We start from the raw sequence: 22224 nt of genomic DNA on the forward strand, positions 1-22224 counted from the left end.
TATAGAATTCAATGTTCAGAATTGAAAATGTAACAAAAGCCTTTGTAATTCGTCATACAAACAATAACCACCAAAAACTTTTCTGTGGAAAACATTCTCACAATAAACAATCTTACTAAAAAATTCGGTTCACTTACTGCTGTAAACAACCTATCTTTTACCATCGAGAAAGGCAATGTTTACGGGATACTTGGTCCAAATGGAAGCGGTAAAAGTACAACACTAGGCATTGTGCTTAATGTAGTAAACAAAACATCAGGCGACTTTCAATGGTTTAACGGAGATATTTCTACTCATGATGCTTTAAAAAAAGTAGGAGCTATTATTGAGCGACCTAACTTTTACCCGTATATGACGGCAGTACAAAACCTTAAATTGGTTTGTAAAATCAAAGAGGTTTCTGAAGCTAAAATTTTAGAAAAGCTAGAATTAGTTGGTTTATCCGATAGAAAGGATAGCAAGTTTAGCACCTTTTCACTAGGGATGAAACAACGATTAGCCATTGCTTCAGCCTTATTAAATGACCCTGAAATATTAATTCTAGACGAACCTACAAACGGTCTTGACCCGCAGGGAATTCATCAAATTAGAGAGATTATTAAGAAAATTGCTTCCTTAGGCACCACGATATTACTCGCTTCGCATTTGCTAGATGAAGTAGAAAAAGTGTGTACTCACGTGGTTATTCTTAGAAAAGGAGTTAGTCTGTATTCAGGTAGTGTGGATGCTATGAATGCAAGCCACGGCTTTTTAACCCTTCAAAGTAATAATATGGAGCTATTGGAACAAGCTTTAAAAGGCAATTCTGCTTTTGGAACTGTTAAACGTGAAGGAGAATATTTAATAGTTTACCTAAACCAACCTATGGATGCAACTGAGGTAAATAAATTGCTTTTTGAAAAAGGTGTTACGCTTTCACATCTTGTAAAACGAAAAGAAAGCCTTGAAGAACAATTCCTTGAACTAACCAAACAAAACTAATTGCAGATGCTACGATTATTAAAAATAGAACTTTTTAAACTGAAACATAGCCGATCTGTAAAAGTTATTTCGAGTATTTATTTTATACTTATCACTTTTATTGCCCTTATTGCTTCTATAGAATTCAATTTTGGAAATATTCACTTTAGAGTTGCAGATCAAGGAATTTTCAACTTTCCTTTTATTTGGCACTTTAATACTTATATGGCAGCTATTCTAAAGCTATTCTTAGCCATTGTTATTGTTTCCTTGATGAGTAATGAATATAGTTATCGCACACTAAAGCAAAACCTTATTGATGGCCTTAGCAAAAAGGAGTTTGTGCTTTCTAAGTTTCTTACCGTGCTTTTGTTTGCAAGCATTTCTACCATATTCATATTTATAGTAACATTAATCCTAGGTTTAAGTTTTTCCGATTATAATGAAATAGGAATAATTTTTAGCGATTTGGAATATATAGCAGCGTATTTTATAAAACTCGTTGCCTTTTTCTCTTTTTGTTTATTCCTAGGGGTATTGGTTAAGCGTTCTGCCTTTGCGCTTGGGTTCTTAATTGTTTGGCAAGTAATTGAATGGTTATTATACGGTTTAATGAAATGGCAGTTCTTTAGAGATACCGAAATTGCAGACAAAGTAGCTTTGTTTTTTCCCTTAAATGCAATGGCAAACCTAATAAAAGAACCGTTTAGCCGCTTAGGAGTTATTCAAACCGCTGCAAACCAATTAGGCGAAAATTTCACAAAGGATTATGCAGTTGGTTGGTTAAATATCCTAATTGTAATTGTATGGACGTTTTTATTCGTCTATTGGTCTTATACAATCCTAAAGAAAAGAGATTTATAACTTATAAACTCACAAATAATCATTTGACATAGCTTAACGGCATACTTTGTTTCAATATTAATTTACAAATTACATAAAAGTTGATATCTTGGCATTTCTTTTAAAATCTGATAAAATGAAAAAAATATTCTTCTTATTGTTGCTATTACCTTTACATCTTTTTGCTCAAGAAGCTCCTTCTTCTGAGCAATTTTGGAATAATTTAAAATCACATTGCGGTAAAGCTTATGAGGGAGTAATTACAGCTGGTGGCAAGGAAGGTGATGGTTTTATGGGAGAAAAACTTGTTATGCATGTAAGAAGTTGTGAAGAAAATATCATCCGTGTTCCGTTTTTTGTAGGTGAAAACAGATCAAGAACTTGGGTATTAACCTTACAAGATGACAATCGCATCCTTCTAAAGCACGATCATCGTCACGAAGATGGAACTGAAGAAGATGTTACTCAATACGGAGGGTTAAGCTCTAATACTGGTTTACCTAATATTCAGTTTTTTCCTGCAGACCAACATACAAGCAATATGCTTCCTTTAGCTTCTACAAATGTTTGGTGGTTTACACTTGATGATACTTCTATGACCTATAATTTACGTAGAATTGGGAGCGACAGAGTATTTACTGTAAAATTCGATTTAACTAAAGAAGTTGAAACTCCAGCAGCACCTTGGGGGTACGAGAAGTGAGATTTGAGATGCTAGATGCTAGATGCTAGATGCTAGATGAAAGTTAATTTACTTCTGCATAAATAAAAAAAATCTTACCAACTTCCGCCGCCACCACCACCAAAACCGCCTCCTGAAGATCCACCTCCAGATGAACTGCTTGATGGTGAACTAACCATAGTAGATTTGGTAGTCGTTATAGTATTGGTAAATGATCTGGAGAAATTATTCATTGTCATCACTCCTGTTGATGAAGAATACCAAGTAGGAGGTTGTATATCGAGTGCTTCAAATTTCTTAACCCAATTGCTAAGTAATCCAAAAGCTAGCGCATAGCTCATCGTAGATTCAAAGTAGTTAGGGCTATCTTTTAATAGCATTTTTAGTTTATTCTCTTCTGCTATTTTTATAAACTGTTTAAACCCTTTTAATTCAGATAAAACTTGAGTTCCTTTAGCGTTTTTCTTTACCAAATGCACTGTCATATAAAGTAAAATTGCGAAAACTGGAACAAGTGCAATTACCGCGATTGGACCCCAAAATACCAAAAAGACAAAAAGTAGAATAAGATCTATAATTAATAGACCTACTATTGCTCCAATTTGAACTTTATTAGCTTTAGGATCATAATATACTTGGGCTTGTTTTTTTAATAATTTTTTTGCTTTATCCATTTTTGTGTAAAATGAATTTTTCAAACTACTTATTAAAACACTTTTTTCACCAGAATTATATCTACTGCCAAAAATTCCATTAAAAAGCTCTATCTCATAGGGTGAAGCACCTTCTGGTAAAGGTCTTAAACGTGTAATTTTAGTATCACTCTTACCAAACCAATTTTCTTTTGGAATCTCCTCTATGGCTATAATACCACGTTCTCCCCAATACGGTAATAAAGCAATAAGATCTTCTGTATCTCCTTTATCATTTATTAGATACCCTGCCATAGCTGGGTCTATGCCACTTGGAGGAAAATAACTTGTAGTCGCTATTACCTTATCATCCTTCCCGTATTTATTCCAAACTAAATAAAAAACAAAGACTAAAGCTCCCAAAATAATAGTCCAACCATAGTCAGTCCAAAATGGCCAAAAGGGTTTTATTTCTTTTATAGAATCTAATGGTAGTTTTACAAGTGCGGTTACACTCTCTCCGGTTGCAGAATTAAAGTCGCTAGTACTTTTAACTAGAAATACTCCATCGTCATAACTAACCTCAAAATAAGGTGAAACTGCAGATTGCCCTCGCTCACCCGAATACACATAGATATTGTCTAAATCCAAATCAATGCTTTCAGGAATATGAATAGTAAAATCTAATTTTTTAAAGGGTGCCAACCAATTATCTGGTTTAATATTCCAATAGAAATGAGTGTTTTCTTCTCCATAGAGAAAGGCATTGTAAACCCTGTATTTAATTTCGTAGTGCTCCGGACCGATTATAGTTTTATCCTTATCCCCAATTTTAATTTCAAAATCATTGCTTACTTTTCGTGCAAAAAATGGCGTTGTTGAATACTTATGCTTTGAAACATCAATATTTTCAATCTCAATTTTGCGCTTTTCATCCGTTCCATCTTCCGTTTTAATATCGTATTGAGTTTGTATGGTACGATATATCCAGTGTTTGGGAGCTGTGAAAGTAATGTCGTAATTTTCTACAACATCAAAATACCCCTCTTCACTTATATAAATATCAACCTTTGCATAATCAACAGTAAAATCCTGAGAAGAAGCTTTTAGGAAAAAGAATATTCCAAAAACTAGTAGAACCAGTTTTTTATTGAACTGGCAATTGAACTTTAGTTTTATGAAATAATTGAAAAGCATCTTAATTGCATATGTTTTAATAAAATTTAATCGAAACTCACTTTTACATTTTTGCGTTCGGCTTCATCAGCTTCAAAGTAATCGAAATGCTTATACCCAAACATTCCAGCAAATAAAACACCAGGCATACTTTCGCCATAGGTATTATTTTCACGCACCGTACCATTGTAATACCTTCTACTGCGTTCAAGATTTACTTCAATTTCATTTAACTTCTGCTGCAGGTCCAAAAAGCTTTGATTAGCTTTTAAATCTGGATAAGCTTCACCTAATGCGAAAATACTGCGTAACGATTGTTGTAATTGACTTTCTGCTTTTATCTGGCCATTTATATCGTCGGAAGGAACCGACATAGCAGCATTACGCGCATTAATCAGACTTTCTAATGTGGTTTTTTCGTGGGCTGCATATCCTTTTACAGTTTCAATAAGGTTTGGAATTAAATCGTATCGACGTTTTAAAGCAACATCAATATTACTCCAAGCATCTTTCACTAAGTTTTTGTTCTTTACAAAGCGATTAAAAACAATAACAAGCAAAATCGCAATCACTACTATAACTCCGAAAATAAAAAGCATAATATTCATAATTGTTTAGGTTTTGATTTGATAATCAATTGACTAATAAAAGTAATGAATTCAATTTAAATACTTTCATACATTTTTTTTAATAACTAAATAGTATGTTTTAAATAAACTCGATTCGTTTGTAGTTGTTACTTTTATCATTCCTTAGAAAAGATTTCACTTGCAACAATTAAATTTATTTTCCCTAAAAGCAGATCCAGAAAAGAACTTACTTCCAAGAGATGGCGAGGTTAATTATTTCGGAAAAATATTTTCTGAAGAAGTGGCAAATCGTTATTTCGAAATTCTTCTAAATTCTATTTCTTGGAAAAATGATGAAGCATTCATCTTTGGAAAAAAAATTATTACAAAACGAAAAGTAGCTTGGTACGGTGATAAGGAATTTAAATACACCTATTCAAAAACAACAAAGAAAGCTCTTCCATGGACACCAGAATTACTTGAGCTTAAAAGGTATATTGAAAAGAAAAGTGTTGAAACTTATAACAGCTGCTTACTTAACTTATACCACACTGGTGCAGAAGGAATGGCTTGGCATAGTGATGATGAAAAAGATTTAAAAAAGAATGGAGCCATTGCCTCTGTTAGTTTTGGTGCAGAGCGTAAATTCGCTTTTAAGCACAAAGAAACCAAAGAAACGATTTCTGTAAACTTAGAACACGGTAGCTTATTAGTAATGAAAGGTGAAACTCAAACCTATTGGTTACATCGATTACCCCCAACTAAAAAAATAAATTCAGCAAGAATCAATCTGACGTTTAGAACTATTGTAGATTAATTTTTAAAGTTTATCAACTACAACACTTACGTATAAATGATTTTATTGATTAGAATAATTCATTTGTATCTTTGAGGAAAAAACATAAACCTATGAGACTCCTTCCAATAATTGGATTTCTTTTCCTTTTTATTTCCTGCAAGCAAGAAGAAAAACAACTTACAGCACAACAGATTATTGACAAAACAATTGAAAATGCTGGAGGAGATAAATACGACAAGGCCAAAATTGAATTCACTTTTCGTAAAAATAAATACACTAGCGAAAGAAAAAACGGTCTTTATAAATTAACCCGAACAATAAACGATTCTTTAGGAGAAACTTTTGATGTGCTTACAAATAGTAGTTTTGAAAGACAAGTTAATGGTGTAAAAGTAAGCTTGTCCGACTCACTCTCGAATCTGTATTCCAATTCGGTAAATTCTGTACATTATTTTGTGCAACTACCTTACGGTTTGAATGATGAAGCCGTAAATAAAAAATTAGTTGGAGAGACTGAGATTAAAGGCAAAAAATACTACGAAATTGAAGTAACGTTCACGCAAGAAGGCGGCGGAGATGATCACGAAGATATTTATATGTATTGGATAAATAAAGATGATTTTACTACTGACTATTTCGCTTATAAATTCTACACTGGAAAAGGTGGCATTCGTTTTAGAGAAGCTTTTAACCCTATTGTTGTAAATGGAATACGTTTTGTTGATTACAAAAACTACAAAGCCGAACCTTGGGAAAATGTAGATATGAAATCTCTAGATGAGCTCTTTACTGAAGGAAAATTAGAGTTGCTTTCAGAAATAATTACAGAAGATATTTCAGTCGATATTATAGAATAAAAAACTCGGTCTTTAAAATTAAAGACCGAGTTTTATATATACTAATCCAGAGTTTTATTTCACAAAGAATACTGCATTGGCTAGAAACAGTTTTCCATTCTGCCAAAACGAACGGAATGAAACATCGTCAACCATATAAACTACACTACCTCTACCCTTCTTTGCCTGAGCAAAAACAATAGAGTTTTTAAGTGAAGCTTTTGCACGTTCACCAGTAAATCCTGAAACACTTACAGCGTCTCCTTCAATATACCCAACATTATAGCCATCCTCTAAAAACTTGTAAGACTTATTACCCAATTTCATACTGTAATAAGTATCGTCATAACCAAAAGCCAAGGGGTGAGTGTTATCTAGCTTCACTTTAAAAATACTTCCAGTAATCATATCCTTAGTACTTTCCATCTCACGTTCAGCATAAGGTATTAAGTTTTTATCTGAAATTTCATCTTCGTTTTCATCTTCGTTTTCAGAAGCATTTTTGGTTAAATCAAAACCTTTTTTATCTTCAAAAATAGCTACAGCATTTCCTATAGCTATTAAATTACCGCCTTGGCTAACCCAATCTTCAAGTATTTTAAAGTTGTCATCGTATAAAATTGAATTGTAATTTCCTTCTGGTAATATTAAAACATCGTACTCACTCCACTTAACCCTTCCTACACTTTCTGTATTTATTGAAGTGATAGGATATTTTAATTGTGTTTCAAAAAAGTGCCAAAGGGCTCCATAATTTAATGAAGAGGTCCCTGCACCCTGAAGCATTGCAACTTTTTTATTTTTAATTAAATGCACGTACTGTGATCCAAAATCTGTCAACTCATCAGCATAGCTAGTTGGAGAAGCATAAAGCTCTCGCTCCATTTTATTGGCTATTTCGATAAGTTTTGTATCAAATTCTGAATTCTTTTTATTGTCGCTTCTTGTAATAATTAAACTCCCTCGACCAAAGCTATTTCCATTAAAGCCAAGTTCTTTTTCTGAAAAACGTACTTTAATGTTATTCTTTAATAATTCAGAAAGGAATGTAGCGTCTTGTAAGCTATTCCACTTAGCGATATAACCAGCGGCATTAGGAGAAGCAATATTCGAAACTGCTGATTTCTTCAATGTGCTATTAGTAGCAACCAAACTAGTACTCGCAATGCCATCCAACCCAAAAGCATAAGGCAAGCTCCATGCTGTAATATCGTAAGTAATTGGGGTTGACAGTGATGTTGTAGGTTCAAAAAGCACTTGTACCATCTTCCCTTTAGGTTGATTTGTACTAACCACTAAAGCATCTTTAGCGTCTATTGTTGCATTTTTTGATGTTGAATAGCTAAAACCTTTCACTTTACCGCCATCTGCAAATCCGTATTTAATATCGTGACGATCTAACATTTCGGTTAGACTTCTGATTTTATCTGCATTTCCTTTTAACACAAAACTCTTGAATTTTAAATTGTCATTTTGAAAGAATGTTCTGAATTCTGAATTCAGAGTTTTCGCTTGTTTTGAAGCAACTTCAATAGTTGATAATCCTGTTGTGGTATGATGAGCAACACGGTCTACAAGCGTAAGTTCAATATCTTCATCATTCATAATACCTAATCCAGCCATACCGTGCCCAGCTTGCTCATAAGTCATCCCAATGGCTCCCATATACATCGGGTAAGTATCTCCATAACTTGGGTACAATAAGTCAAAACTCTCACGGGTGAAGTATAACCATCCATTTTCATCAAAATACTTGGCGTTATTCTTTCCTATTTGATGTTGAAAATCGCGTTGCCAAGGAGTAATTATTTCGTGATATGGCTCTGCTCCTGGCGCAAAATAATATGGGTTATTTATAAACTGTTCGTGAAAATCTACGTGTAGATGCGGCATCCACTGATTGTAAAGTTTTAAACGTTGTTGCGTTTCTACCTGACTTGCCCACATCCAATCGCGATTTAAATCGAACAAATAATGGTTTGGTCGTCCACTTGGCCAAGGCTCTTTATGCTCTGTAGCGTCTTGTGAGGTGTTATAAGGCCTAGCTTGCACTTGATTGTACCAATTCACATATCTATCTCGCCCATCTGGATTAACACCAGGATCCATAATTATAACAGTATTTTGAAGATAATCTTGGTGTTCTGTCAGTAACTTATAGATTGTATTCATTGCCGCTTCACTACTACTCGCTTCATTTCCGTGTACATTGTAGCTTAACCAAACAATAGCTTTCTCAGGGTTTGCATTTCCTGAAATAATTCCAGCATTTTTTAAATTGTCAGTACGAATCTTTTCAATGTTTTTAAGATTCTCTTCAGAAGAAATAATTGCATAGGTCAATCTTCTACGTTCGTTTGTAATTCCATAATCGGAATATTGAACAAGCGCACTGTTTTCAGCAACGTGTTCAAAATATGCAACTACATCGGCGTGTCTTGAAAAATGAGTACCTATTTCATAACCCAAAAATTCGGCAGGTGATTTTAACTGCGCGAAAATAAAAACAGGAAAAATTAAAAATAAAATAGTGAGAAAACGATTCATTCTGAAAGTGTTTAAAATAAATGATAAAGCTAAAGAAACAATTTGAAATAATGCTATTGAATTTAGAGCAAAGACAAGGCTTAACCCTATTAATAGCTAAAATTAAATTAGCAGTAAGCATCAATAATTGATAACTAATTAATTAAAGGTAAATGAATGAGATGGGTTTGTTTGTAACAACTTAATAAAAACAAGGTTAACTTTAATTTACTCTCTATTTTTCTTTGGAAAAGTTTCCTCTAAAGCAACTTGTCCGTCTTTGTAATATTTCCAAAGTCCATGCTTTTTACCGTGTTTGTAGTGGCCTTCAATTACAACATTTCCATAAGCATCGTAGTAAAAAACCTGTCCGTGAATTTGGTCATTAGAATGTGGAAGTTTTTTAAGAAGCACCCCCTCAACTGAGTAATAATTGTCTTCTCCGTCCTTTTTCCCGTGCTTGTAATCGGTTTCCTGGGTTATTTTTCCATTTGGATAATAGGTAATAACTTTTCCGTGAAGTTCATCGTTAAGATAGTTTTCTCGAGACATAACTACCTTAGATTTTTCGTGATAGTAAACCCATTCACCTATTCGCTGTTTACCTTGCATTTTACCTTCACTTACAAGTTTTCCTTTTTTAGTGAAATACTTGACATCAGCAATATTATCACTCTTGTTAAATGTTTTAATTATCGTAGGCTGATTTTTACAGTCTTCACAATAAAATTTGAATTCTCCAACTTCTTTTCCGTGTTCAAACTTACCTTCATATCGCAATTGTTCCGTTCCAGGATATATCTTTTTCCAAATTCCGTGACGTTTACCATCTGCATCCATTTGGTTTATATCATTCTGAGAAAAACCTGCTATAGACGAGATAAAAATTCCTAAGAAAAGTAAGACATTAAGTATTTTCATAGTGTTTGTAATATTTCAATAAAGATAACGAAGAAGCTTTAATTCTATTTTACTATTATTTGTGAATTGAAGAAGGGTTTCTAAATATGCTGAAATATCAGCCTATAAAGAAACCCTTCTTTATTAAGTTTAGAAAATATTATCGTTTTCCAGCTCGCTTTTGTTCCTCAGCCTGCTCCATCATTTCAGCCATTTTACGCTGAAATTTATTTTGCTTTTTTGGTTGCGCTTTTTTCACCTGAATTTTAGCGTGAATCTTTTCTTCATCAATAATGAAGTTTTTGATTACAAGCATAATCCCGATAGTAATAAGGTTTGAAACAAAATAGTACAGCGATAAACCACTTGCGTAGTTGTTGAAGAAAATCAACATAAACAATGGTGATAGATACATTATGAATTTCATATTAGGCATTCCCGGTTGCTGCTGTTGCTGCATTGTCTGTCCTGTTGTCATCATCATATAAATGAAGATAGCAATAGAAGCTAAAATTGGGAATAAACTCACGTGATCACCATAAAATGGGATATGAAATGGCAACTCTAAAATTGTATCATAGCTTGAAAGGTCTTCTGCCCATAAGAAACTCTTCTGTCTTAAATCGAATGCCGATGGGAAAAAGGTAAATAAAGCATAGAACACAGGAATTTGCAATAAAGCTGGTAAACAACCCTTCAGCGGACTGGCACCTGCGGAAGTTTGCAACTTCATAGTTTCCTGTTGAATTTTAAGCTTATTGTCCTTATACTTTTCTTTAATTGCATCCATTTCAGGTTTTAAAACCTTCATTTTAGCCTGAGCAAGATATTGCTTGTACTGAACAGGAGAAAGCAATAATTTAATTAAAATTGTAAGTACAATAATTGCGATCCCTGCAGGTAAGAAGTCTGATAACAACCCGAACAATGGAATAATAACATACTTATTAATAAACCCGAATATTCCCCAACCTAGCGGCATAGCCTCATCTAAGTTACGGCCGTATTCTTTAAAGATTTTATAATCTGAAGGACCGTAATACATATTCATAGTATGGGCCAACTTTCCACCTTTAGGTTCTATAAGCATTTTAGCTCCGTACTGTTTTGTATATACAGTATCTATTTCTTCATCTTTTACTAAATCTACAGATGTAAGTTTTACCTCTTTAAATGGAGTATCCGTAAGTAGCATCGAACTAAAGAAATGCTGACGGAAATTCATCCAGGTAACATCTTTTTCTAATTCGTCGTCATCACCAGATGGAGATAATTTTGAGTGCTTTTCGCCGTCGTATTCGTAGGTTAAACGAGAATATCTGTTTTCATACGAAATACTTTTTGCGTGACGATATCCTTTTAATCTCCAGTCTAAATACATAGGCTGAGATGTATTTAATACACCATCTAAACCTTGACTATTAATACTGAAGTCAAGCATATACTCACCAGGCTTCAAGGTATAGCGATATTCCAAGAATCCATTTTGTGAAGTTTTTAGCTTCATAGAAAGCACTTTATCTTCACCGTTTTTACTTAACGTAGGCTCGAAGTATAAATCTGCTGTGTTTAAATTTCTATTTTCAGCTGTAAACTGAAGGTTTAATGAAGCGTTGCCATCTTTAATAAGATAGATTGGAACAGAATCAAATTTTGTAAAATTCTTTAATCTAGCTTCAGAAATATATCCTCCTTTGTTACTTACTTTTAGGTAAAGAACATCATTTTCAAACACTGTACTTTCATCGGTTGCAGAAGGCAATGTGCTAGAATAAGCAAAAGAACCTAATTGGTTTTTCAATTGCTCATAAGCTAATGAATCACTTGCAGAACCTAGCTTCAATGAATCTGAAATAGCTCCAGCTAATGTTGTGTCTAGTGGTCCTTTTTCTGATGAAATAGCCTCACTTGCTGCAGCTTCAGTTTTTGCTTTTTCAGCTTGTAATTCTTCCTCGGTAGGTTTATTCATATAAAGCATCCAAATAAGGATACCACCAATCAATAAAAAACCTACGAGTGAGTTAACGTCAAATTTCTTTTCTTCCATACTAAGTCGCGGACTTGTACCGCAATCGTTTTAATGTATTCCGAATTTAGAATTCGAAAGTTTTAGTTTAATTTAATCGTTTTGTTTCGTTGTAATCTTAGTTATTAACTTAGATTTAAACTTATAAGACAGCTAGGTAAACAATAATCCCGCCTTTAATTGACCTTACGCCAAATTGTCTTAGTTATTTTTTTCTGAATGCTCGTGCATTGCTTTTACAAAAGCCACAAAAAGCGGATGCGGATTGGCAACCGTACTTTTATATTCAGGATGGTATTGAACTCCAACAAACCAAGGGTGACTTGGAATTTCTACAATCTCTACCAAATTGGTGTTTGGATTACTACCTGTAGCAATCATACCTGCAGCTTCTAATTCATCTCTGTATTTACTATTAAACTCATATCTATGGCGGTGACGCTCTTCAATAGAGTTCGAACTATATATCTTACTAGCTAAGCTACCTTCTTTTAAATCACATTTCCATGAACCTAAACGCATAGTTCCTCCCATATCCTCAAGGTTCTTCTGATCCTCCATAATACTAATTACAGGGTCTTGAGCTTTCGGATTCATTTCGGTACTATTTGCATCTTTTAACTTCAACACATTTCTAGCAAACTCAATAACCGCCATTTGCATTCCTAAACAAATACCCAAGAACGGTAAGTTGTTTTCACGTGCGTATTGAACAGCAGCAACCTTTCCTTCAATTCCTCGTTCTCCAAATCCTGGAGCAACAAGAATTCCATCAAGTTTAGAAAGTTTGTTTCCAATTGTTTTTGCATTGATATGCTCTGAATGTATAAAGTCTACATTTACTTTAACTTCATTTTCAGCACCTGCGTGAATAAAAGCTTCTAAAATAGATTTGTAGCTATCTTGTAATTCAACGTACTTTCCAATTAAACCAACTCTAACCTCAGCTTTCGGATTTTTATGTCTTTTCAAAAAGTCATTCCAATGCTTTAAGTCTGGTTCCTTTGAATCTACTAAGTTTAATTTTTTAAGAGTAACCTTATCTAAGCCTTCTTCAAACATTAAGTTTGGAACATCATAAATTGTAGAAGCATCTATAGATTGAATTACAGCTTCTTGTTTTACATTGCAGAAAAGAGCAAGCTTTCTTCTTAAATCAAAAGAAAGTTCGTGTTCTGTTCTACAAACTAAAATATCTGCACGGATACCACTTTCCATTAAAGTTTTAACCGAATGTTGGGTTGGCTTGGTTTTCAATTCACCTGCAGCAGCAAGAAAAGGAACAAGTGTTAAATGTATAACTAGAGCGTTATCATCCCCCATTTCCCATTTCATCTGACGAACAGCTTCTATGTATGGTAAAGACTCAATATCTCCCACAGTTCCACCAATTTCAGTAATAACGATATCGTAATCGCCTGTTTTACCTAAAAGTTGGATACGCTCTTTAATTTCGTTTGTGATATGTGGAATTACCTGAACAGTTTTTCCTAGGAATTCACCACGACGCTCCTTTTGGATTACACTTTGGTAAATACGACCTGTTGTAACATTATTTGCTTGAGAAGTTGATACGTTTAAGAAACGCTCATAATGCCCTAAATCTAAATCGGTTTCAGCACCATCATCTGTAACATAACATTCGCCATGCTCGTATGGATTTAAAGTTCCTGGATCTACGTTAATGTAAGGATCTAGTTTTTGAATAGTTACACGGTAGCCTCTAGCTTGTAATAGCTTAGCTAGCGATGCTGCGATAATTCCTTTTCCTAATGATGATGAAACCCCGCCCGTAACGAAGATGTATTTTGTAGTGCTCATGGATACCTCTGCTGAAATGATTATACGGGATGCAAAGGTACATTTTTATTGTGGAAACGGGAAAAGGTTATTGGTTATTTGTTTTTAGTTATTTTTATTTTTTATTGCTCTAATTGCGTTCCCAGCCGAAAGTGAGCCGCCTGCATGATCACCTCCGGAATACCCCATATTTACTGTTATAAATTAATCTTCTGCTATTTTAGAATTGGTCCACCATGCATTAAATAATCCTTCTTCTGGATAACTGGAACTATATGCGGATCCTCCAGGATTAGCATTAAACCCTATACTATTATTACCCTCTACCAGATCGTCTATCAATCCTACTTCGAGGTAATCTTCATTTGGAGTATACCCAACATAGTTGGTTAAAACCTCTTGGGCTTTATCTATCCCTCCGAGGTTGAAAAACAAGGTATGGAAATCGGTAATTGATGGTACGGAGAATCCTTTGGGAGTATACTTAAACATTTCATACGGTCTCATAATATTAAAAACAGTTGTTTACTGAACACGTGTCCATTCTTTAACTCTTTGATTGTGTCTTTTGATAAATAAGGTATTTCAAATTCACCATTAAACCTTGTAAACCGATAACCACCGTTATACTCAACAGGTCCATGTATATTATTTATTTTAATAACAACATCATCAATTTTTGATTAGTTAAATTTATCATCTCTCAAGAAAATTGGATAACTAGATCCTTGTGACTCCGTTAATTTTGCATATCCATTTTTGATTAACTCCATTTTGAGTGTTTGGCGTCACATCGGAAATAATTGACTTATTGTTTTCGCCTGTTCCTATATAATTGCCAGAATCAGCTCTTAATTCATCTTGAGCTAAAGAGTCAGTAGTATGGCTATCAGTAGTATGTCTATTTGAACTCTGCCTCTCAGTCGAACCCTTTTTTGTCCTCACTCAGACATAAGTGACAATCGACAGGCAAGAAATAAATAATACTGATGTCTTTTTTGTTTGTTTTGTTCTGATTTAATACATTTTTTTAAATACGCTGAGTTCAACCCATAAGTGCAAAACATTTGTTCTTTAGGACTTCAATTGGATACCCTTGGTGGATGGTCAATTGTTTGTATTTTTTCATGCAAGATTAATATAACAATTGGTCCTAAAACTCTTGGGGCTAGCCCCAAGAGTTTTAAATATTAATTTTGCACTTATTACTTGAACTTAGATACTTATATATTTTAATGTAAGATATTTGCATAAGGAATAAATAAAGTTGAAGCTTTATGAGCTTATAAGACATTTATTTATAGAGGAGGGATAATTACTTTTCTAATAACATAGACTCACCACCAATTTTATTAAAAGTTCTTTTCTCCCACATCAAATTAGTGTAATAGAAAGTTTTATTATCATTCACAAGTTTAAATCTCCCGCCTCCAAAATTAATAGGCCCTTGTTTTTTATATGAAATCTTCAGAATATTTTGATTTTCTTCTTTGAGAATGGTAAATGTTCCATAGCCATAAGGATCCTTTGTGGTATATTCATTAATTACTTTTGGACCATCAGACTCAGTATGATAAGTTCTAGTTTTTACACGTAACTCTAAAAATGTTGAATCAGGATATAGATAAAATCTTTCTCCTGAATATGAATCATATACCCCAAAAATTGATGGACTTTTATTTTGGCAGCTATTTGCACTACCTAATAATATAAGAAGAATAACGATAAAAGTCGAAGTTTTTGTTGTTTTCATTATTTTTCAAAATTTTAATTATAGCATTTACATCTATTATTTCTTGTATTGCCTGTAAACTTCAGGATGATTGTAGAGTTTGATTTTATTATCTGAAATTCGATTTTTGTTGGTTGTCGTTCTCGATAACAGTGAAAATGATTGGATTTAATCCACTGATCAATTTTCTTAGCGTAGAGATCATATCCTTTTTTACACTTTTTATTTTTGAGAACTTCTTTATCGTTGGGAGGTCCACAAGTAGTTTCAGTATCAATTACTCGATTTTTCTCTATCTTGAGAACTACTTTTCTATATCGTTTTTGAAAAATTGTAGATGAATCATTGGTGTTAACACCTAATCTAAATTTTCCATTACCACAGGACTGTACAGTTAATGTTGTCGTATTCATACAGAAAATTTATTTCAGTTCAGATACTGCCCGTGCAATGCAATAAGGCAATACGACAAATCCAATTGCAAAAGCAGATAGAGACCCCATTTGCATGTCACTTTCAGAAGCGCTCATTGCATAAATAAAAATCAAGCTTCCAATCATCCCTCCAACGATAGTAGCTATCCAACAAATTTTTTTAAATATTTCCATAAAATCATTTATAATTAATTAGTTATTTGATGCAAACTAAAAAACAACCCCATTCCAATCCACAAATATCATCCGAAACCATACTTTCGGATATTATATTCTATTTAAAAATCTTGGTTTTTGAATAGAGATCATTTTGAATTTTTAAGATCGAGATTAGCCGGTTTCTAATATTCAAATTTTGTTTTATAAATCGTTGCAAACTGCTCCCCTTCAATTCCATAAACAATCGCGAAATCTTCTTTTAGATAAATACTCATTCCTAATATAGCACCATCAATAAAAGTGTAAACATCCTTACGGGTTTCTTTAATTTTTGTCATTGGTCCATTTAAAGACGCTTCATCAAAATTTGTACTGACTCTTAATGTGAGGTTTTCTGTAATCCCTCCCATTTCTGGGAGATCAGGGTAGTATGGTACAGTAACATCACCTTGGTAAACAATAAATTTGGGCTTAAGTTCAGGTTTTTTCTTTGAATTAATCTTCGACTCTGGAAATTGATTAAGATTTTCAGGTTTATCTCCATTATTACAACCAACAAAACCTACGAATACTATTAAAATAAATATTGAATTTAGGTTTTTCATAATTGTATATTAAACATCTAATTGTGCTTCCCGAAACTATAAAACAACCACATCCCATCTCAAAAAATTATCCGAAACTATACTTTCGGGTATTTAATTCACTTAAAAAAATACAATAAGACCTAAAATGCGACAACTAAATTATTTTTAGTATTTTCATCAACATAACAACCAATTATATTTAAACCAAAGTGAAGTTTTATCTTGCCCTATTTTTCTTTGTAGCCTCTTTTTGTAGCAGTATTTCCCAATCTGATCTTGTTTTTGGCAAAAACCATCTCCTTTTTTTTGATGCCCAGAAGGAAGAACCTGTTTTGATTATTAATGATTCTATTTTATATCACGGCAATAACTTTGAAGTTAAAACTGCTACCAGTGGGCTTAACAAGGGAAACCTTGGTATGGATATTCCCTATTGTTTTGTACTTGAAGAGGACACTTATATGGTGTCAAATGGATGTGGACCAGTTTATCTCTATAACAATTTTGACTTTGCGAGGATTGACAAGTCCTTTGCCCATAGAAATCAGCATTATGCTGTTCCATTTGCATTTAATGATGAAATCTACCTTTTTGGCGGCTATGGACTATTTTCCCATAAAAACATAATTACCAAATACAATAAAGCAATAGGCGAATGGACACAAGTGCAAACAAAGGGAAACGATTTGCCGACCCCAAGATTTAAGGCATTTCACTATACTCAAGGTGATTATTTGTATGTTTTTGGTGGATTCACCCAGAATCCGAATAGGGTGCAGGAACAAGTAAAAGTGGATGACGGTATTGTCTGGCAACTTCATCTGCCAACAATGAATTGGAAGAAAGCAGGAGAATATAATGCCAAACTTTTTGGTTCCAATCCGTATAAATCATTTCAAGCTAATGATAAACTCTATATACTTTATGAAAGCATCTACGAGATAGATATTGACAATAACATTTTGAAAACTTATGGGTTCAACGAATGGAAAGGGATTGAACAAATTATTTACGACCCCAAGACTGAAAAAGTAATTTATACCTATAGAAATACTATTACAGATAACTACAGTATTATATCTGAATCACTAGATTCATTTTTGGGGAAAGAAAAAAGTGAAATATCTTTTTTTGACAACAGAACACGTCCCATTTTTTTAGGATTATCTGTGTTGCTAATTGTCCTGGCAGGCTCTACAATAGTTTATAAGCGGAGAAGAAAGGTAAGTAATAGAAGTAGATTGACCTATAATGAAAAAGAGGAGACGTTTTACTATAAAAAGAAAGCATTGTCGAACCTTAATGAAAATGAAACTCGCTTGTTAAAACATCTTTTTCTTCACCAGAATAAATTTACTCCATTAAATGATCTAAATGAAATTTTACAAAATGAAAAAGACGAGAGTTTTAACGCAATTAGTAAAAGAAGAGAGGTTACTTTGGCAAACCTCCTTTTTAAATTAAGTGCTATACTACATATTCCTAAAGGAAAAATATTAGTTGAGCGTAGAAATCCAAAAGATAGAAGGTTGAAAGAAGTAATGCTAATACCAGAAATTTTTAGAGTAGAATAATTTTAGGATAAAAATGAGTGAACAAAGAAATTGATCTCTTTTAATGGTAGCTGAAAAAGGAAAAGCAATATATTTCTTGATTAGGTTAATTTCTCTCCAACCAGTAAAGTATTGGTGCCATTTACTTTTAAAAATGCTTCGAATTTAAAATCACTCCCGAAATTAGAGATGATTTTTTCTATTTTATCAGAATTATTTTTCAAGTTTACGCCCGCATTAAATATTATAAACCCATTTTTCTGAAGTAATCTTGAAACATTGTCACAAAATTCCTTTTTGAAAAATTTTGAAGGCACAGTAGTGTCTATAAAAAGATCTATTATGATTAGCTGAAACTTTTCTTTAGAAGTTTTCACATAATCGAAAGCATCAGCTTGGACAATTTGCAATGTGTTTGAAGGAGAAATACCGAATTCATCCTTGGCCAACTTTATGATTTCAGGATCGATTTCTACAGCAATAATATTTTTTTGATATTCAAAAGTTTCACGAAGAGACTGGATAATACTTCCACCGCCTAAACCTAAAAGCAATAAGTTTTCAACCGACTTTAGATTTACTTTAGTCAAACCTATTTCTAATATTTTCTGAAGTGACCCGTAGGAATAATTTGCGTTTTTTGTATCTAAAACCTTCTTACCATTAACATAGGAGATTTCTAAAGTACCATTAAATTCAGAAGGAAATTTTCTTGTAACTGGCCAGATGTAGCTTAAAATTTTTTTCATTATACATTTTAATTATTGCTGCTTTATCCTTTACCAAAAGATATAAAGTTTTACTTTTTGATAAGCTTTTTCACTAAGCCTTCTAGCCCATTGAGTTTAAGCTCGTACATTTCGGCCATCATCCTACCAAGCTTCCCCTCTGGGAACCCCTTTTGCTTAAACCATACGAAGTAATACTCAGGAACATTCACCAAATAATAACCCTCATATTTTCCGAAAGGCATTTTATAGTTAGCAAGTTCAATTAAGTGATTAGGGTCTGGGCTATTTCCAATGTTCATATTCGGCGAGCTGTTGGGCGATAAATTTTCGCCAGTATAATTCTTGTTTTTCGTTTCGAGAGTGATCCGTTTCGGCATCAAATCTCGTTTGCATTGCCCTTCTTTTCTGTTCAACTTCTTTGTAAATTTTTTCAATTTCGGATTGCACCCTCTTTGAGAATTGCTTTCCTTCTAAATTCTTTTTAAGCATTCGAGCATGTAATTCTGATATGTCAAAATGAAGCTGTTCGTGTTTCAGAATATGATCATTTACTTTTTCAGGAATATACCAAGAATTACTCGGCTCAAAAAAACTTGATACCGAATAGTCAACACTAACCTTATTATTCTTGATTGAATATGAATACTGAAAGCTTATTCCCGAATTGGTTGTTGCAACAAAACTTGCACTACGTATAGGTTTTCCGCGAAAATCCTTCCAACTAAGCTTATAACTTTCACTCCACGTAATTTTTTCAGAATTGTTCTGAGGGAGTGTTAGCAAGAAAATTAATAATGCAAAAAAAAGTTTCATAATAAGTTGAAGCCAATAACATCGTCGAAATTAAAATAATTGACTCTCAACTGAAAAAGAAAGCTAATTGCTTTCTTAGTCCCAATTAAACTCAATTACTTTTTCAATATCCGGGTGAAGACTCTGTATAACAGGGCAAGTTCTCCCTGTATTTTCTAATATTTTTCTCGATTTTTCGTCAATACCAGCAGGAAAGTTTAGGACTATTTCAATTTTTGAAATTCGACGAGGGTTTGCAGCCATGGTTTTTGTTACCATTGCTGTTGTTCCATCCATATTTACATTCATATCTCTCGCCTTAATCCCCATTACAGTTATCATACAATTAGCGAGTCCTGTAGCCACAGTATCTGTAGGTGAAAATGCTTCTCCTTTTCCGTTATTATCGGTTGGAGCGTCTGTGATATAGGTATTTTTAGATTGTAGGTGTTCGTTCTCTGTACGAAGATTTCCTAAATATGTTACTTTAGAAGTACTCATTCTACTACTTCAAATTTAAGTTCGTTATTGTATTTTAGAATATAAGCCGCTTCATTGCAATACCCTTCAGTATCCGACTTTTTATATCGAAATTTATTTTCAATATACACTGTTTGATTTTCAGGTAGTACAGCATCGTAAATATCTTTTTCTGAAGCCATACGCAACAGTACATCGTAAGTTACATCAAAACCTCTAATAGCATATCTATTCGGTAACACACCGTATTTATTTTTATAGCTTACTAAAAAAGAATTGCGTTCGTCTTCATCTATTTTTCTGTTTACAGAAGGAAATGTAAAATCTAATTTTGCTAAACGTCTACTCGATACTTCGTGCCATTCGTAAGCGTCGTTTTTATCGAAAGTAAATAAGCGAAGCTTATAACTTGGAGACATTCCAGCCAATACGTTTACAGCACTACTAATTAGCACAGGATTTTCCGACTCAAGAACAACCCAGTTTTCCATTCCGCTATTTACTACAGCAGAAATATCACTAGAACCTACATATCCTCCACCTCTTGGCACTACTGTTTTTGCAGTTGGAATTGCCGATAGTAGCATTTCTTTCTGTTTAGCTCTTTTTGAATCTGAAATTATAATAATATTTCTACCTGATGAATGCTTCACCAAATATTGAATCATTGTTTTTTCAAGAATTGAATTGGTAGGTATGGTTTGAAAAAGATTCTTATTCATAGCCATATCTCTATTACTTAAAGGAGAAAATACTGGAATTTTATCTCCCTTAAGCATATCTGAAGCTTTTTCAACATTCTTCTGTAATAAAGGACCTATTACGGCATCTACATCTTTAAAGTTTCCATTTGAAATAATAGATGCAACCTTACTTTCACTTCTTTCTGTATCGTAAACATTAAGAGTAACAGGAATGCCTTTATCCTTTGCAAACTCAGCAGCCATTAAAGCTCCGCTATAAAAGTCTAAAGATACACGAAGCGTAGGATCTCTTTTAATTAGATCGCTATCGCCTTCAGTTGAGTCGTCTGAACTTCCTGGTAAACGAAATGGCAACATAAGCGCTACCGTTTTCATTCTCTTGTTGTCTATTCGGTCTTCAAGATTGATATCGGTATAAACATCGGAAGAAGAGTAATCTGATTCTTTAGGTAGTTTAAGAATCATTCCTTCTTTTAATCCATCTTTTGCATACGGATTTAAAGCAATAATTTCATCTTGTGAAAGACCAAATTTCACTTTCAATCTATAAAAACCTTCTTTTGGTAATACCTCGTAATACTGAAATTTATCTTCGTCGATTTCAGCATCTTCCATTACAGTATCTTCAGGCACAATAATTATTGAACCTTTCTTTAAACCATCGCCTAACTCTGGATTTAGCGCATCTAATTCCGCAATACTAATCCCGAATTTTCTCGCAATTCCAAACTTAGTTTCCTTAGCTTGAACTTTATACTCTTGGGTGCCAGATGGTAATTTATCATCAGATTCTTTGGTAGTTACCTCAGTACTTTTTGAAGACGCTGGAATTAATATTCTTTCACCGTTTCTTAAGCCTCTTGAGTATAACTCCTTATTTAACCTCTTTATATCATCAACACTAACATTGTATTCTTGAGCTATGCCGTATAAAGTTTCTTTTCTTTTAACTCTATGCTCGCGGTAGTTGTTTTTTTCTGTTCCCGAACTAATAATGTTATTAGAAGGAATAATCAAGATACTATTTGCCTTTAATCCATTTCTAGATTCAGGGTTCAAATTGTAAATTGTTTCTTCAGATATATTATAGGCATCTGCAATACTCGATACAGTTTCACCTTTTTTAACAGCGTGACTCTTGTATTGTTGTTGAGCTGCAGATCCACAACTAACCATAAATAACAACGTAACTGAAACGTATATTAAACACTTCAACATAGGGATAATCGAATTTTTAAGTTTGTCAAACATAGTCTCAATTTCAGTTAAAATTAAACATGATCTAGGGGTTAAATCAATTTCA

22 protein-coding genes are annotated in these 22224 nt (G+C 33.4%); 6 read left to right on the forward strand and 16 right to left on the reverse strand.

Annotation, left to right across the window (positions count from 1 at the left end):
- The first annotated feature begins 84 nt into the window (after nucleotides 1-84).
- From G3A46_RS12505 to G3A46_RS12515, 3 genes are all read left to right on the forward strand, one after another.
- The gene (locus G3A46_RS12505) at nucleotides 85-981 is read left to right on the forward strand and encodes an ATP-binding cassette domain-containing protein (protein ID WP_139856029.1); all 897 of its coding nucleotides are present in this window, start codon (nucleotides 85-87) and stop codon (nucleotides 979-981) included.
- Nucleotides 982-987: 6 nt separating this feature from the next.
- Complete coding sequence (locus G3A46_RS12510; protein ID WP_165150284.1) at nucleotides 988-1824, forward strand: ABC transporter permease; 837 nt, start codon at nucleotides 988-990, stop codon at nucleotides 1822-1824.
- 115 nt (nucleotides 1825-1939) lie between these two features.
- Entirely contained in the window at nucleotides 1940-2506 is a 567-nt protein-coding gene (locus tag G3A46_RS12515) for a hypothetical protein (protein WP_165150285.1), read from the forward strand.
- Nucleotides 2507-2580: 74 nt separating this feature from the next.
- On the opposite strand, the gene G3A46_RS12520 is transcribed toward G3A46_RS12515, so the two are convergent.
- Nucleotides 2581-4314, reverse strand: coding sequence for a DUF2207 domain-containing protein (locus G3A46_RS12520; RefSeq protein ID WP_165150286.1), 1734 nt, complete (start codon nucleotides 4312-4314; stop codon nucleotides 2581-2583).
- Nucleotides 4315-4340: 26 nt separating this feature from the next.
- A complete protein-coding gene (locus G3A46_RS12525; protein ID WP_206736018.1) occupies nucleotides 4341-4901 on the reverse strand; it encodes a LemA family protein in 561 nt (186 codons plus the stop codon).
- A 160-nt stretch (nucleotides 4902-5061) separates the two neighbouring features.
- On the opposite strand from G3A46_RS12525, the gene G3A46_RS12530 reads away from it, so the two are divergent.
- A complete protein-coding gene (locus G3A46_RS12530) occupies nucleotides 5062-5679 on the forward strand; it encodes an alpha-ketoglutarate-dependent dioxygenase AlkB (RefSeq protein ID WP_165150287.1) in 618 nt (205 codons plus the stop codon).
- Nucleotides 5680-5771: 92 nt separating this feature from the next.
- Nucleotides 5772-6518: a DUF6503 family protein gene (locus tag G3A46_RS12535; RefSeq protein WP_165150288.1), complete on the forward strand. Its 747-nt coding sequence runs from the start codon at nucleotides 5772-5774 to the stop codon at nucleotides 6516-6518.
- 54 nt (nucleotides 6519-6572) lie between these two features.
- Here G3A46_RS12535 and G3A46_RS12540 read toward each other — a convergent pair whose 3' ends face one another.
- The 9 genes from G3A46_RS12540 to G3A46_RS12580 form a co-directional block, all read right to left on the reverse strand.
- Nucleotides 6573-9044 carry a M14 metallopeptidase family protein gene (locus G3A46_RS12540; protein ID WP_165150289.1) on the reverse strand — a complete coding sequence of 824 codons (2472 nt, stop codon included), beginning with the start codon at nucleotides 9042-9044 and terminating at the stop codon, nucleotides 6573-6575.
- A 207-nt stretch (nucleotides 9045-9251) separates the two neighbouring features.
- On the reverse strand, nucleotides 9252-9944 hold the full coding sequence (locus G3A46_RS12545) for a hypothetical protein (protein ID WP_165150290.1): 693 nt from the start codon (nucleotides 9942-9944) through the stop codon (nucleotides 9252-9254).
- Between the two features lie 139 nt (nucleotides 9945-10083).
- The gene (gene yidC, locus G3A46_RS12550; protein ID WP_165150292.1) at nucleotides 10084-11970 is read right to left on the reverse strand and encodes a membrane protein insertase YidC; all 1887 of its coding nucleotides are present in this window, start codon (nucleotides 11968-11970) and stop codon (nucleotides 10084-10086) included.
- Nucleotides 11971-12150: 180 nt separating this feature from the next.
- A complete protein-coding gene (locus G3A46_RS12555; RefSeq protein ID WP_165150294.1) occupies nucleotides 12151-13770 on the reverse strand; it encodes a CTP synthase in 1620 nt (539 codons plus the stop codon).
- 183 nt (nucleotides 13771-13953) lie between these two features.
- A complete protein-coding gene (locus G3A46_RS12560) occupies nucleotides 13954-14241 on the reverse strand; it encodes an FISUMP domain-containing protein (protein ID WP_165150296.1) in 288 nt (95 codons plus the stop codon).
- Between the two features lie 823 nt (nucleotides 14242-15064).
- The gene (locus G3A46_RS12565) at nucleotides 15065-15502 is read right to left on the reverse strand and encodes a hypothetical protein (RefSeq protein ID WP_165150298.1); all 438 of its coding nucleotides are present in this window, start codon (nucleotides 15500-15502) and stop codon (nucleotides 15065-15067) included.
- Between the two features lie 14 nt (nucleotides 15503-15516).
- Nucleotides 15517-15894: a hypothetical protein gene (locus tag G3A46_RS12570; RefSeq protein ID WP_165150300.1), complete on the reverse strand. Its 378-nt coding sequence runs from the start codon at nucleotides 15892-15894 to the stop codon at nucleotides 15517-15519.
- A gap of 9 nt (nucleotides 15895-15903) precedes the next feature.
- A complete protein-coding gene (locus G3A46_RS12575) occupies nucleotides 15904-16089 on the reverse strand; it encodes a hypothetical protein (RefSeq protein ID WP_165150302.1) in 186 nt (61 codons plus the stop codon).
- Nucleotides 16090-16256: 167 nt separating this feature from the next.
- Nucleotides 16257-16679 (reverse strand): hypothetical protein, encoded by a 423-nt coding sequence (locus G3A46_RS12580; protein ID WP_165150304.1) that lies wholly within the window; start codon nucleotides 16677-16679, stop codon nucleotides 16257-16259.
- 191 nt (nucleotides 16680-16870) lie between these two features.
- Between G3A46_RS12580 and G3A46_RS12585 the strand changes: the two genes are divergently transcribed.
- The gene (locus G3A46_RS12585; protein ID WP_165150306.1) at nucleotides 16871-18235 is read left to right on the forward strand and encodes a kelch repeat-containing protein; all 1365 of its coding nucleotides are present in this window, start codon (nucleotides 16871-16873) and stop codon (nucleotides 18233-18235) included.
- Between the two features lie 80 nt (nucleotides 18236-18315).
- Here G3A46_RS12585 and G3A46_RS12590 read toward each other — a convergent pair whose 3' ends face one another.
- The 5 genes from G3A46_RS12590 to G3A46_RS12610 form a co-directional block, all read right to left on the reverse strand.
- Nucleotides 18316-18963: a fused MFS/spermidine synthase gene (locus G3A46_RS12590; protein WP_165150308.1), complete on the reverse strand. Its 648-nt coding sequence runs from the start codon at nucleotides 18961-18963 to the stop codon at nucleotides 18316-18318.
- Nucleotides 18964-19013: 50 nt separating this feature from the next.
- A complete protein-coding gene (locus G3A46_RS12595; RefSeq protein ID WP_139856041.1) occupies nucleotides 19014-19244 on the reverse strand; it encodes a DUF3820 family protein in 231 nt (76 codons plus the stop codon).
- Nucleotides 19228-19758 (reverse strand): DUF922 domain-containing protein, encoded by a 531-nt coding sequence (locus G3A46_RS12600; RefSeq protein ID WP_165150310.1) that lies wholly within the window; start codon nucleotides 19756-19758, stop codon nucleotides 19228-19230. Before G3A46_RS12600 ends, G3A46_RS12595 begins: the two co-directional genes overlap by 17 nt.
- 75 nt (nucleotides 19759-19833) lie before the next feature.
- On the reverse strand, nucleotides 19834-20238 hold the full coding sequence (locus G3A46_RS12605; protein ID WP_165150311.1) for an OsmC family protein: 405 nt from the start codon (nucleotides 20236-20238) through the stop codon (nucleotides 19834-19836).
- Nucleotides 20235-22172 carry a LysM peptidoglycan-binding domain-containing protein gene (locus tag G3A46_RS12610; protein WP_165150312.1) on the reverse strand — a complete coding sequence of 646 codons (1938 nt, stop codon included), beginning with the start codon at nucleotides 22170-22172 and terminating at the stop codon, nucleotides 20235-20237. Before G3A46_RS12610 ends, G3A46_RS12605 begins: the two co-directional genes overlap by 4 nt.
- Nucleotides 22173-22224 lie beyond the last annotated feature (52 nt).

It is taken from the genome of Aequorivita sp. KMM 9714, assembly GCF_011065475.1.
Taxonomy (GTDB): Bacteria; Bacteroidota; Bacteroidia; order Flavobacteriales; family Flavobacteriaceae; genus Aequorivita; species Aequorivita sinensis.